At 63.4% G+C, this 13014-nt stretch carries 9 protein-coding genes; 2 read left to right on the top strand and 7 right to left on the bottom strand.

Going from position 1 to position 13014, the window contains the following annotated elements; translation table 11 throughout:
• Positions 1–3: 3 nt before the first annotated feature.
• Complete coding sequence (locus DVU_RS07640; RefSeq protein WP_010938904.1) at positions 4–1062, bottom strand: FAD-dependent oxidoreductase; 1059 nt, start codon at positions 1060–1062, stop codon at positions 4–6.
• A 221-nt stretch (positions 1063–1283) separates the two neighbouring features.
• On the opposite strand from DVU_RS07640, the gene DVU_RS07635 reads away from it, so the two are divergent.
• Positions 1284–1715: an ACT domain-containing protein gene (locus DVU_RS07635; RefSeq protein ID WP_010938903.1), complete on the top strand. Its 432-nt coding sequence runs from the start codon at positions 1284–1286 to the stop codon at positions 1713–1715.
• A gap of 280 nt (positions 1716–1995) precedes the next feature.
• Complete coding sequence (locus tag DVU_RS07630) at positions 1996–3924, top strand: molybdopterin-dependent oxidoreductase (RefSeq protein WP_010938902.1); 1929 nt, start codon at positions 1996–1998, stop codon at positions 3922–3924.
• Between the two features lie 176 nt (positions 3925–4100).
• Here DVU_RS07630 and DVU_RS07625 read toward each other — a convergent pair whose 3' ends face one another.
• The 6 genes from DVU_RS07625 to uvrB all read right to left on the bottom strand — a co-directional run bounded on the left by DVU_RS07625 (position 4101) and on the right by uvrB (position 13004).
• Positions 4101–5780, bottom strand: a complete 1680-nt coding sequence (locus DVU_RS07625; protein ID WP_010938901.1) for an NAD+ synthase — start codon at positions 5778–5780, stop codon at positions 4101–4103.
• On the bottom strand, positions 5781–6560 hold the full coding sequence (gene dapB / locus DVU_RS07620) for a 4-hydroxy-tetrahydrodipicolinate reductase (protein WP_010938900.1): 780 nt from the start codon (positions 6558–6560) through the stop codon (positions 5781–5783).
• A gap of 161 nt (positions 6561–6721) precedes the next feature.
• Positions 6722–9121, bottom strand: a complete 2400-nt coding sequence (gene ligA / locus DVU_RS07615) for an NAD-dependent DNA ligase LigA (protein ID WP_010938899.1) — start codon at positions 9119–9121, stop codon at positions 6722–6724.
• A 53-nt stretch (positions 9122–9174) separates the two neighbouring features.
• Positions 9175–9921, bottom strand: coding sequence for a glycosyltransferase family 2 protein (locus tag DVU_RS07610; protein WP_010938898.1), 747 nt, complete (start codon positions 9919–9921; stop codon positions 9175–9177).
• The gene (locus DVU_RS07605) at positions 9922–10965 is read right to left on the bottom strand and encodes a potassium channel family protein (protein ID WP_011792329.1); all 1044 of its coding nucleotides are present in this window, start codon (positions 10963–10965) and stop codon (positions 9922–9924) included. It lies immediately after the preceding gene.
• A 5-nt stretch (positions 10966–10970) separates the two neighbouring features.
• Positions 10971–13004 carry an excinuclease ABC subunit UvrB gene (gene uvrB, locus DVU_RS07600; protein ID WP_010938896.1) on the bottom strand — a complete coding sequence of 678 codons (2034 nt, stop codon included), beginning with the start codon at positions 13002–13004 and terminating at the stop codon, positions 10971–10973.
• Positions 13005–13014 lie beyond the last annotated feature (10 nt).

Genomic DNA, 13014 nt, shown 5'->3' with positions numbered 1-13014 from the left:
GGTTCAGCGGTGGATGACGTCCGCATCGTAGTTGTATTCGCTCTCGCGGTGCTGCGCCCTGAGGTCGAGCCAGTTTGCCAGCGAACGCGCGGCGCGCAGCCCGCTGTAGACGGCCTTGCCTATCTTGCTCGGCCCGGTGAGGACGTCGCCTGCCACGAACACGTTCTCGATGCTGGTCATGTGCAGCCAGCGCACTTCGCCCTTGCGGACGTTCTCAAGGCCCAGTTCCTTCTGGAAGGGCGGCGTGGGAATCTCGCCGATGGCTGTGACGACGACGTCCACAGGCAATACGGAGGTCTCGCCGGTTTCACTGTCGCGAAGTTCGAGCCCTTCGACCTTTCCATCACCGACGATGCCGGTCGGGGTACAGCGCTCAAGCCATGTACCACCTGCCTCCTCGATGCGGTCTATCTCGAAGCTGCCGCAGGGGGCTTCGCGCCGGGTGCGACGGTAGACCATATAGACCTTCTCAGCCCCCAGGGCATGGGCACTGTGCACGACGTCGACAGCGGAATGCCCCGCCCCGACCACGGCGACGATGCGGCCCGCCACATCGGGCAGGCTGACGTTGGTGGTGGCGTATCTGACGGCACGGATGGGGAACAGGAACTCAAGCCCCGAATAGACGCCGGGAAGCGCTTCGCCGGGGATGCCGAGTTTGCGCGACTTCCATGAGCCGGTGCAGATCATCACGGCATCATACCCTTCGACCAGCTCGCCAAGCCCCCTGATGTCGCACGAGAAGTGGTCGCCCTCTTCTTCATGCAGCGGGGCACTGCAACATATCTTGGTGCGGGTATGGAAAATGGTGCCGTACTGCCGTTCGAGGATATGCACGCCTCGCTGGATACGGTCGGCGGGAATGCGATGGCCCGGAATACCGAAGACCATGAGCCCCCCCGCGCCGGGCAGCTTGTCGTACACCTCGACCTGATACCCCATGCACGCGAGGTAGCCCGTGGCTGCGAGTCCCGAAGGCCCCGCGCCTATGATGGCGACCTTGCGTCCGTTGGGCGGCAGGGGCTCGGCCCGCATGAAGGCGAAATTCATGGCGTTGGACATGCGATGCTTCCTGATGGATGCTCCGTCCGGAGCGTGATCGAACGTAGGGCCGTGACGCCACAGCCCTACTCCCTATAGCTTCCGGCCTTGAGTCTGTAAACAGGCGCAAGGGCCCTGCGGGCGACCTCGGGACGCTTGTCATGCACTACGGGCGGATGCTATCAGTTCACAGATGCCCAGAGGGGCTTATCCCGCGAGACCTCAAGCACAAGGACCGGCCCATGAAAGTGGAACAGATATCCGTTTTTCTCGAAAACAAGGCGGGTCGCCTCGCCGAAGTCACCGGAACACTGGCAGAAGCCGGCATAAACATCCGTGCCCTCTCGCTTGCCGACACCTCCGACTTCGGCATCTTGCGCCTCATCGTCAACGACCATGAAAAGGCCAAGTCCGTCCTCAAGGACAAGGGCTTCACCGTGGGCCGCACCAACGTCGTCGCCGTCGAGGTGCCCGACCATCCCGGCGGGCTGCACGGCATCCTCCAGACCCTCAGCGGGCAGGGCGTGAATGTCGAGTACATGTACGCCTACGTCCAGCCGGGTGGCAGCAACGCGCTGCTCATCTTCCGCTTCGACCGGACAGAACAGGCCATCGAAGTGCTGCAGCAGAACGGCATTCCCATCGTACCGGGCGAAAAACTCTACGCAGGCTAGGCGTGTGCAAATCAAAGGCCGGGCAACCGGCCTTTGAAGCTTTCCGCCCATGGCGGAAAGTCCGGCAAAGGGAGCAGGCAGGGTTCACCCCTGCCGTCAGTGACCGTATGCCGTGCCTTTCCACCCGGCGACTATGACGCCGCTGGTGGCGCAAATCCCGGAACGGGATTTGGAGCATGACACAGGTTCGCCGAAAGACGTGCCAACCACCTGAAGATTCCTGAAAAGCCGGAAACCGGCCTCATCACATACGGCCTTGCCATAAAATCAGGAGACGCCAATGGCAGCTCATCCACTCCGCGCCATCGGGGCTTGCACGCTCGACTGTCCGGGGTGCTGCTCACTCGTCGTGACGACGGATGCCGAAGGCAAGCCCCATGTGAGCGGCAACCCCGACCACCCGTTCACGCAGGGGAGCATCTGTCGCAAGGGGCGGCGCATGTTCGAAAGGCTGCACGCGCCCGACAGGGTGACCACTCCCCTCGTCAGGCAGGGCGATGCGTTACGCCCTGCAAGCTGGGACGAAGCTCTCGGCCTCTGCGCCACACGTATCGACGCCCTCCGCGACATGCCCGAGCGCATCCTGCATATCCGCGGGTTCGGCTTCAGGGGGGCACTGGCCGAAGCCAGTCGCTATCTCTTCCGTTCGCTGGGGGCGAGCGCCACCCGGGGTTCCCTCTGCGACGAGGCAGGGCTTGCCGCCTCTGAACTGGATTTTGGCGACAACGACCAGCACGCGCCAGCCGACCTTGCCAATGCTTCCGCCATCGTGAACTGGGGGAAAGACCTCACGCGCTCGTCGCACCATCTTTCACTCATCGTGCGCGAACGCCGCAAGGCGGGCATCCCGGTGCTGACCATCTCTCCGGGCGGCGACGCCAACGACGCATTCACCGATGCCCGCATACGCATCCGTCCGGGTACGGACAGGTTCCTTGCCGCAGCAGCCCTGCGGCGCATGGTCATAGCCGGAGACATACCGCCGCCCGTGATTGCCGCCTGCACCGGGTTCGAACACCTGCGCGCCCTGCTTCTTGCTCACGAAGAAAGCGACCTTTTGCATACGTGCGACGCCCGCCCAACCGACCTCGAACTCCTGCTACGATGGTTCCGCAGCAACGGCGGGCGCACAGCGACCCTCCTCGGCTGGGGGATGCAACGCCATGTGGCTGGCGGCGAGAACGTCCGCTGGGTCGATGCGCTTGCCATGCTCAGCGGCAACGTCGGCCATGCGGGCGGCGGCGTGTACTATGGCATCTCGTCCAGCCGCAACATCGACGCCCGCTGGGGAAAGGAAGCCGGGACGCCCGCGCGCACGCTGTGCCTGCCGCTTCTGGCGCATGAACTTGAACAGGCCGACCCGCCAGTGGACTTCGTGTGGGTGGACGGTTCCAACGTGGTCAATCAGATACCTGAGGCGACCCGTGCCGCCAAGGCTTTCGAACGATGCGGCTTCAAGGTCGTCGTCGATGCATTCCTCACCGATACGGCACGCCGCGCCGACGTGGTGCTGCCATGCGCCCTGCTGCTTGAGCGCGAGGACATCCTCGGCTCATATCAACACGACAATGTACAGTATGCCGCCGCCATCTTTCCTCCGCCGGGGGCAGCCCGCGAGGATTTCGACATCATCCGCGACCTCGGGGCACGCCTGTCCTCCCCCGTTGCGCTTCCGCCTCGTGAAGACATCCTCCGGCGCGCCATCGACACCCCGAACCTTGAAGTGTCACTTGAAGAATTGCGCGAACGGGGTTTCTCCACCGCCGACCGCCCGCAGGTCGCCTATGAGGGAATGCGTTTCGCCCACGATGACGGTAAGTTCCATCTCGTCGACAGGCTTTCGCCCGAACCAGCACTCACTCAAGAGTACCCCCTCTACCTTCTGACTGTCGTGCGTGCCACGCATCTCCATTCGCAGATGCCGGAAGACGCGCAGCAGGGCCAGCCAACAGTGCATGTGGCGCCTGACTGCACGACCCTTGCGCACCTCGACATCACGCGCCCTGCGCGACTCGTGTCCCCCTACGGTGAGATGCCCGTCCGCGTGGAGACGCTACCGGGACTGCACCCGGATGCCGTGATGATGGGGCGCGGAGGCTGGCTGGCAACGGGGTGGTGCCCCAACGTGCTCATCGGCGCACGCCTGACCGATGTCGGCGAAGGGGCTGCCTACTACAGCCAGACGGTACGTCTTGAGAAGATGGACTGAGACTTCTTCTCCAGCCATTTCGCATGACCGTTTATGGCAGACGCGACTCTGACAGACGCTAGAGGGTCGGGCATCATCGATGCCCGACCCTCTTCATTTCAGTCATGTCATTTCAGTATCATGCCAGCCACACTCCCGCCGTAGCGGGCATCAGCCGCACGTGTCAGCCTATGGCGTCACCCGAGGTTGACGCGCGCCGCCACCGGCATACGCCACCCGGTGCCGAAAGCCCTGTCCGTGACCTTCAGTCCGGGCGGGGCCTGACGTCTCTTGAACTCGGCATTGCAGACCAGCCTCAAGACCTTGCGTACGGTCTCCACATCGTAGCCTTCGGCCACGATATCCGCCGCACTACGTCGCAATTCGACAAGCCGTTCGAGAATGCCATCAAGGACATCATAAGGTGGCAACGAATCGCTGTCGCGCTGTCCGGGCCTCAGTTCGGCCGAAGGTTCCTTGGTCAGGATGGCAGAGGGTATGGTCTCGCGGGCTTCACGCCCCTCGTGCCCGTGAGACGTGTCACGTTCGTTGAGCCAGTGCGCCACGCGATAGACGAGGGTCTTCGGCAGGTCGGCGATGACGGCAAGCCCTCCCGCCATGTCGCCGTAGATGGTGCAGTACCCCACTGCAAGTTCCGACTTGTTGCCCGTGGTGAGCAGCAGCCTTCGCTGCTTGTTGGAGAGGGCCATCAACAGGTTGCCCCGGATGCGCGACTGGATGTTCTCCTCCGTCACGTCAGCCTCACGCCCCGCGAAGGCCTGTGCAAGGGCCGCTTCGAACCCGTGCATCAGGTCGCCGATGGGGATGGTGCACGTTGCGATGCCCAGAGAAGAGGCCAGCGCAAGGGCATCTGTCACGCTTCCCTCGCTGGAGTGCGGCGACGGCATGAGCACCCCGAGGACCTTGTCCGGCCCTAGCGCCTCCGCCGCGACGGCAGCCACAAGGGCCGAGTCGATGCCGCCCGAGAGCCCCAGCACGGCCCCGTCGAACCCGCATTTGCGGGCGTAGTCGCGTGTGCCCAGCACCAGTGCCTTCCAGACCTGCTCTTCATCGGACGTAGGTTCAGCGGTGATGGTTCCTGTGGCCTGTGCCACATCGACCATCACGATGTCCTCCGCGAAAGAGCGTCCGCGCGCGATAAGCGTCCCGGTGGCGTCGAAGGCGATGCTCTTGCCCGCGAAGACGAGGTCGTCGTTGCCGCCCACCTGGTTGGCGTACAGCACCGAGACCCGGTAGCGGAAGGCCACCCGCGAGAGCATCCGCTCACGCACCGCCTGCTTGCCCAGCGTGAACGGCGAGGCCGAAAGGTTGAGGATGGCGTCTGCCCCGCCCGCCATGAGGTCGGCGACGGGGTCGTTCTCGTAATGTCGGTGCTCCTGCCAGAACGTCTTGTCGTTCCAGACATCTTCACAGATGGTCACCCCGAACCGCCAGCCATCGATGGTGACGACCCCGCACCCCACGCCCGACTCGAAATACCGCCGTTCATCGAACACATCGTAGTTGGGCAGCAACACCTTGCGGGTGGCAACCGTCACCTTTCCCTCACGCAGAAGGACCGCGCAATTATGGATGGGGTTGCCCACGGGCGAAGGATTGGGGACGGGTGCCCCGACCAGCACGGGGGGCAGGTCTCGCAGTTGCTGGGCAAGGGCTTCGAGGGCCTTGCGACAGGCGGGAACGAAATCGTCCTGCAACAGAAGGTCGCGCGGCGGATAGCCGCACAGGGCGAGTTCGGGCGTGACACACAGGCGGGCCCCCAGAGAGGCCGCCTCACGCACGGCGTCGGCGATGCGGGCTGCATTGCCCACGATGTCGCCGACGACCGTGTCTATCTGCAGAAGTGCTACCTTCACCTAGAATATGTCCGCCATGTTGTAGAGTTTGCCGGGCTTCTGCGTGGCCAGCCATGCCGCAGCGCGCAGGGCCCCCTGCGCGAAGGTCTCGCGCGAATGGGCCTGATGCGTGACCTCGATGCGTTCGCCGGGGCCGAGGCAGTAGACGGTATGCACGCCCACGACATCGCCGCCGCGGATGGTCTGCACCCCGATCTCCTTCTGCGGACGCTCGCCGATGATGCCTTCACGGTGGTAGCATGCCACATCGGGCAGATTCCAGTCGCGGGCCTCGGCAAGACATTCGGCAAGGCGCAGGGCCGTACCGCTGGGGGAGTCCTTCTTGCGGTTATGGTGCAGTTCGACCATCTCAAGGTCGTACTTCTCACCCAGCAGACGCACAAGTTCAGGCAGCACCTTGAGGAGGACGTTCACGCCCACACTCATGTTGGGTGCCCAGAAGAGCCGTATCTGCCGTGCAAGCTCGGCAAGTTCCGCCTTCTGCTCTTCATTGAACCCCGTGGTGCCGATGACGACGGCGTTACCGTGCCTTGCAGCCGCCCTTGCCGTGGCCATGCTCGCCTCGGGTGCTGTAAAATCGATGATCACGCCACCCGGCACCTGCGGGAACACCACATCAGGGTCACTCCCTGCGATGCACCCATCACGCGCGACTCCCGAAGCCCGGTCAGGACGTTCAAGTACGGCAGCGAGGCACAGTTGCGGCTCTTCCTGGACGAGGCGGCAGATGGTCGACCCCATGCGCCCGCCCGCCCCCATGACGATAATCGGAGTACTCATGCCTGCTCCTTGCAGCTTGCCGCCCGTCATGATGACGGAACGGGAATCGAGATACAACCCGCCGACGACAGCGGGATACGTTCAACCAGCGTATCAGGTGACCTGAACGTGCATAGGCTACTTGCCAAGTCCACGTCCACCTCCCGTTTCGGTGCAGAACGTCAGAACAGCTTCAGTTGCTCTGCCCTGCCCCGTGGCACGTCTTCACCTTCAGCGGTGCTCATCGCGCCCCCGCGTGCGGGACGGGCAGGATCATTCTCTGCCGCCGCGCCGCGAGAATCATCGCCCGATGCGGACCCCGTTTCGTCGGAAGCCGTGCGGACATGGGCCGCGCCCTGCGAAGGAGCATCCTCAGCGCCTGCGGCTTCCTGAGAGGGCGGAGTCTCCTCCGCGACGGCTTCGGAAGCATCAACAGATGCGACTCCCGACGCAAGCATGGCGAAGAAATCCGCCTCTTCCATGACCCGGATGCCAAGCTTTCGGGCCTTTTCGAGTTTCGAACCGGGCTTACCGCCGACGACAAGAAGGTCAAGAGACTTGGTGACGCTGCTGGCGATATTGGCCCCCGCAGCCCGCGCCATATCTTCGGCCTCGGTGCGTCCCACACGGGTGAGGCTTCCGGTGAAGAGCACCTTCAGTCCTTGCAGGGGGAGTACGATGGCATCAGCGCCCTCCGAAGCCGGCGGAGCATCCTGCCGCTTCGGCCATAGGCCGATGGCACGCAACCGTTCAAGCAGTTCGAGATTGCCCTCGTTGGCGAAGAAGCTGCGAATGGAACCTGCCACTTCAGGGCCGATGTCGGGCAACTGCTGCAAGGTCTCGGCGTCGGCCTCACGCAGGGCGTCAAGGTCGGTGAAGTTCGCGGCAAGGGTACGTGCCGTCTGTTCACCCACATGACGGATGCCGAGGGCGCAGATGAGCCGGACAAGCGTCGCCCCTGTGCGGGCGGCATCGAGCGCGGTGACGAAATTGGCGGCAGAAGTCGGCCCCATGCGCTCGAAACGCATCAGGTCGAGCTTGGTCAGCAAGAAAAGCCCGACGGGTGAGGTCACATGCCCGCCGTCCACAAGCTGCTGCACCCATCGTTCACCCACGCCGCGCACATCGAGGCCCGCCTTGGAGACGAAATGGATGATGGACTGCCTGCGCACCGCAGGACACATGACATTGACGCACCGGTGCGCCACCTCGCCTTGGGGTCTGACCACAGGGCTATCGCATTCCGGACAGTTTTCCGGAAAGACGAAGGGCCGTTCGTCACCAGTGCGTTCTTCGACCAGTGGGCGCACCACCTCGGGGATGACATCGCCAGCGCGTTGTACCAGCACCATGTCGCCCAGCATCAGTCCCTTGGCGCGAATCTCGTCCTCGTTGTGAAGCGTTGCACGCGAGACCTCTACACCGCCCACGCGCACGGGTTCGAGTATCGCCACCGGTGTAAGCACCCCGGTGCGCCCCACTTGCACACGGATGTCATCGAGACGCGTACGCGCCTGCATCGCAGGAAACTTGAGGGCCAGTGCCCACCGTGGGGCACGCGCCGTGAAACCGAGGGCTTCCTGCGCCTCGGTGTCATCAAGCTTCGCGACGACCCCGTCTATCTCGATGGCAAGCGACTCTCGACGTGCGCCAAGCGCCTCGTAGTATGCCCACACCTCGTCCGGCGAAGCACACAGACGGCCCTCCGGCGGCGTATCGAACCCCCATTCACGAAGCCTTGCCATGAGGCCGCTATGGGTCGTCCACGGCGCGGTGCCGCCTTCGAGGACCACCTGTCCCACGCCATAGGCGAGAAACTGCAAGGGCCTTCCGGCGGTGACGGTTGTATCGAGTTGTCGCACCGACCCCGCCGCCGCATTGCGCGGGTTGGCGAAAAGCTTGCCCCCGGCGGCAGATTGCCGCGCGTTGAGTTGTTCGAAGTCGGCCTTTGCGATGACCACTTCGCCGCGCACCTCGATACGGCGCGGCACGTCGTCTCCGCGCAGGGCAAGGGGCAGGTTGCGCACCGTCCGCATGGCGGCGGTGACGACCTCGCCCACTTCACCGTTGCCCCGTGTCAACGCCGAAGTGAAGACGCCATTCTCGTAGATGACCTCCAGCGCGAGGCCGTCCATCTTGGGGTCGCACCAGAAGGCCGAAGGGGCGTCAGGAAGGGCGTTGTACATGCGCTGAATGAACGCCCCCCACTCGTCGCGTGAGAAGGCGTTGTCGAGGCTGTACATACGCAGGGTGTGCGCCTGTTTCTCAAGCCCTTCGAGCACTTCACCGCCGACTCTCTGCGTGGGCGAGGCCTCGTCCCGCAATGCGGGCCAGCGAGTTTCAAGGCCCACGAGTTCACGATAGAGGGCATCGTATTCGGCGTCGCTTATCTCGGGCGTATCAAGTTCGTAGTAGAGGCGGTTATGCCGCTCAAGGTCTGCCCGAAGTTGTGCGGCGCGCTGGCGGGCCTCTTCGGGAATCGCGTCATGCCGGGCGGGAGACGTCGCTTCTGCGGCATTGTTCTCAGGGGCATCGTTCACAGGGGCATCGTCGACAACGCGGCCCGTCTTCACTTCGGTCATGGGAGATGACGCCTGCGTCTTGTTGGCGTCGCGGCCATTATCGTCGGGTCGGGTCACTGGATGCGCTCGTGTATGATGTTCTGTTGCATGGTACGCACGGCATCACGCCATGCGGGGCCGAGGCGTTGTGTCATGTAGGCATCTTCCGCACGGCCTGCGGTGTCGAGAAATCCGTCCAGGGTCCGCGCCGTGGTGTGGTGGCGATGACGCACGACGACCCCGTGGTCGACGATGACAGGCCAGCCCGCATGGTGGGCGCGAAGCGAAAGCCACACATCCACCCCGTAGCCATAGGGATTGTCGCCGGCGTCCACACCGCCGATGGTCTCGATGCAGTCGAGGGCATAGACCGGCGCGATGCCATCGGCAACGGCGACACGACTGAAGGCCACACCCTCGCGATGCACCATCTGGGGATGATAGGGACTGCGCAGCACGGCAGGTGCCCACACGCCCACGTCATGCCCCAGACGTTCGCCTAGCCTCCAGAGATGGGCGGCGGCACGGGCCATGAACGGCGGGCGGGAGACGAATTCGATGTCATTGTTCAGGAACCACAGATGGGTGAACCCCTCCTCCCGCGCGAGAGACACACAGTCCTCGAGCGCACCTGCCCAATAGAGGTTGTCGGTGGCCCTGCGCCACGCCCCCGGGTAGGAGACGGGGGCCGCATTGTCATAGACGCGTACCCGCCCGGAAAGGCCGCTGTCGGCCCCGGCAAGTTGTTCCTGCACCTGTGCGGCAAGGGCGGGGTCTCCGTAGTGCAGTACCACGGCAAGGATGCGGACGGGTTCTGCCACCTAGAGTATCTCCTGGAACTGTTTGAAATTCTCGGGAAACCCGACAGCTATGAGGGTATCGCGCGCTTGCAGGGTATACGTCGATTCGGGGTTGAAATGCATCGTGCCATCGGGTCTCTTCACGCCGATGATGATGAGGTTGTACTGGGGGCGGATGCCCGACTCGATGAGGGTCTTGCCAACCAGTACCGAGTCGTCGCCGATCTCCAGTTCTTCCATCTGGATGCTGAGGTCGGAGCGCGTGTGCGCCAGTTCGATGAAGCTGGTCACGGTGGGACGCAGGATGGACTGCGCCATGCGCAGACCGCCCAGATGGTGCGGCAGGAACACCCTGTCGGCCCCGGCGAGTTTGAGCTTGCCGATATGCGAGGGTTCGCTGGCCCGGGCGACGATGGTCATGGACGGATTGATCTGATGGGCGCTGAGAACCACATAGACGTTCGCCGAATCCAGCGACAGTGCCGCCACAAGCGCGCGGGCACGCTCTATCCCAGCCGCCTGCAAGAGTTCGTCGTTGGTGGCGTCACCCGCCAGATGCAGGATGCCTTCGGTCTCCAGCGCCTCGATCATGGCGGGGTCGTTCTCGATGACGACGAGGGCGACCCCCTCCTCCATCAGTTCCTTTGCAACCACGGAGCCTATCCGACCGTATCCGCAGACGATGCAGTGGTCGCGCAACTTGGCTATGGCCTTGAGCACCCTGCGCCTCCCCATGTACCTGTAGAGTTTGCCGTCGACGAGAAGCTGAGAGAACGCGCCGATGATGAAGGCGAAGTTGCCCACACCGGCGAAGACCACCAGCGTGGTCAGCAGCCTGCCCTGTGACGAGAGAGGATGCACCTCTCCGAAGCCGATGGTCGAAAGGGTGATGACCACCATGTAGAAGCTGTCGAACGCCGACCACCCCTCGATATACATGTAACCGAGGGTGGCACAGATGAAGACGCACAGGAGCGACACCTGACCGATGAGCAGCGGCCACACAGAGCCGAAACGGTTACGCAGCCTGTAGATGCGCGTGGAAAGCGGCAACCTGCCTCGCATGGTCGTCACGCTTCGATGAGCCGTTCGCGCAGCAGGCGTATGCGGTCGCGCAGTGTCGCGGCTCGCTCGAATTCAAGCTCCTTGGCAGCTTCACGCATTTCCCGCTCCAGTTTCTGGATGTGTTTCGCCATATCTTCTGGCGAGGTGCCGTATTCGGCGACATTCTCGACCGCCGGGGCAGCCTGACGCCCTCTTCCGCGCCCCTTGCCCTTGCCACCCTCAGACGCCGCGCTGTAGATGGCGTCGAAGGGGGTGTCGAGACTCTTGCGGATGGTGCGGGGCTCTATGCCGTTGGCCTCGTTCCATGCCTGCTGCCGTTCGCGGCGACGCGCCGTCTCATCCATGGCAGCCCGCATGGAGGCGGTCACCGTGTCGGCATAGAGGATGACCCTTCCGGCGGCGTTACGTGCCGCACGACCGAAGGTCTGGATGAGCGACCCGGTGGAACGCAGGAAGCCTTCCTTGTCGGCGTCGAGAATCGATACCAGAGAGACTTCGGGGATATCAAGACCTTCACGCAGCAGGTTGATGCCCACCAGCACATCGCACTCGCCGCGCCGCAAGGCCTGTATGATGGCCATGCGCTCCATGGTGTCGATGTCCGAATGCAGGTAGCGCACCGAGAGTCCCATGTTGCCGAGGTGTTCGGTGAGGTCTTCGGCCATGCGCTTGGTGAGCGTGGTGATGAGAACCCGCTCGTCGCGTGCCGCACGGGCACGGCATTCCGCCAGCAGGTCGTCCACCTGCCCGCGGGTCGGACGCACCTCAACCACAGGGTCCACAAGCCCTGTGGGCCTGATGATCTGCTCGGCAATGACACCCTGCGACCTGTCGAGCTCCCACTTGCCCGGGGTTGCGGAGACGTACACCGTCTGGTTGATGCGCGTAAGGAACTCTGCGAACTCCAGCGGCCTGTTGTCCAGTGCCGAGGGCAGGCGGAAGCCGAAGTCCACCAGAGTGGACTTGCGGGAACGGTCGCCCTTGTACATGGCCCCCACCTGCGGCACGGTGATGTGCGACTCGTCGACGAAGAGCAGGAAATCGTCGGGAAAGTAGTCGAGCAGACACGAAGGGGGCTGTCCCGCCGCGCGTCCGTCAAGATGCCGCGAATAGTTCTCGATGCCGTTGCAGTAGCCAAGCTCTTCCATCATCTCAAGGTCGAGCATGGTGCGCTGTTCAAGGCGCTGAGCCTCCACAAGGCGGTTCGCAGACTGATACTCGCGCAGTCGCTCACCCAGTTCGTCGCGGATGTCGCTCATGGCGCGCACGAGGTTGTCGCGGTCTGACACGTAGTGGCTTGCCGGGTAAATGACCGTCTTGCCCACGCTGCCCAGCACCTCGCCGGTGAGCGGGTCTATCTCGCTGATGGCGTCGATGTCGTCGCCGAAGAACTCTATCCGCAGGGCGCGCTCGTGATGGTAGGCGGGAATGACCTCTAGCACGTCGCCGCGAACACGGAACGTACCACGGTGAAAGTCGAAGTCGTTGCGCTGGTACTGCACCTCCACAAGGCGCGTCATGAGGGCGTCCATTGAGAAGCGCTGACCGCACTCGACCGGGATGACAAGACGGGCGTAGTATTCAGGAGAACCAAGACCGTAGATGCACGACACCGAGGCGACGATGACCACGTCACGCCGCGTGAGAAGCGCGTGTGTGGCGGCGTGGCGCAGCTTGTCGATGTTGTCGTTGATGGACGAGTCCTTCTCGATATACGTGTCAGAGGCCGGAACGTAGGCTTCAGGCTGGTAGTAGTCGTAATAGCTTACGAAATACTCCACGGCGTTGTCGGGGAAAAGCGCGCGGAACTCGTTGTACAGTTGTGCCGCCAGCGTCTTGTTGGGGGCGAGGATAAGGGCAGGCCTGTTACATGCGGCGATGACATTGGCCACGGTGAAGGTCTTGCCCGACCCGGTGACGCCAAGCAGAACCTGGTCGCGCACCCCATGCCCGAGGTTTGCGACAATCTGCCCGATGGCCTCGGGCTGGTCTCCTGTCGGTTCGAATTCGGTATGCAGTCTGAAACACGTATCGGCCATTGGTTCTCCC

This window comes from Nitratidesulfovibrio vulgaris str. Hildenborough, assembly GCF_000195755.1.
GTDB classification, from domain to species: Bacteria; Desulfobacterota; Desulfovibrionia; order Desulfovibrionales; family Desulfovibrionaceae; genus Nitratidesulfovibrio; species Nitratidesulfovibrio vulgaris.
This window is presented reverse-complemented; position numbering and strand designations above follow the sequence as displayed.

What these genes read in the sequence shown, in the direction of transcription:
- DVU_RS07640 (WP_010938904.1), bottom strand. Translation starts at nt 1,062, where the DNA reads ATGTCCAACGCCATGAATTTCGCCTTCATGCGGGCCGAGCCCCTGCCG.
- DVU_RS07635 (WP_010938903.1), top strand. Translation starts at nt 1,284, where the DNA reads ATGAAAGTGGAACAGATATCCGTTTTTCTCGAAAACAAGGCGGGTCGC.
- DVU_RS07630 (WP_010938902.1), top strand. Translation starts at nt 1,996, where the DNA reads ATGGCAGCTCATCCACTCCGCGCCATCGGGGCTTGCACGCTCGACTGT.
- dapB (WP_010938900.1), bottom strand. Translation starts at nt 6,560, where the DNA reads ATGAGTACTCCGATTATCGTCATGGGGGCGGGCGGGCGCATGGGGTCG.
- ligA (WP_010938899.1), bottom strand. Translation starts at nt 9,121, where the DNA reads ATGACCGAAGTGAAGACGGGCCGCGTTGTCGACGATGCCCCTGTGAAC.
- DVU_RS07605 (WP_011792329.1), bottom strand. Translation starts at nt 10,965, where the DNA reads ATGCGAGGCAGGTTGCCGCTTTCCACGCGCATCTACAGGCTGCGTAAC.
- uvrB (WP_010938896.1), bottom strand. Translation starts at nt 13,004, where the DNA reads ATGGCCGATACGTGTTTCAGACTGCATACCGAATTCGAACCGACAGGA.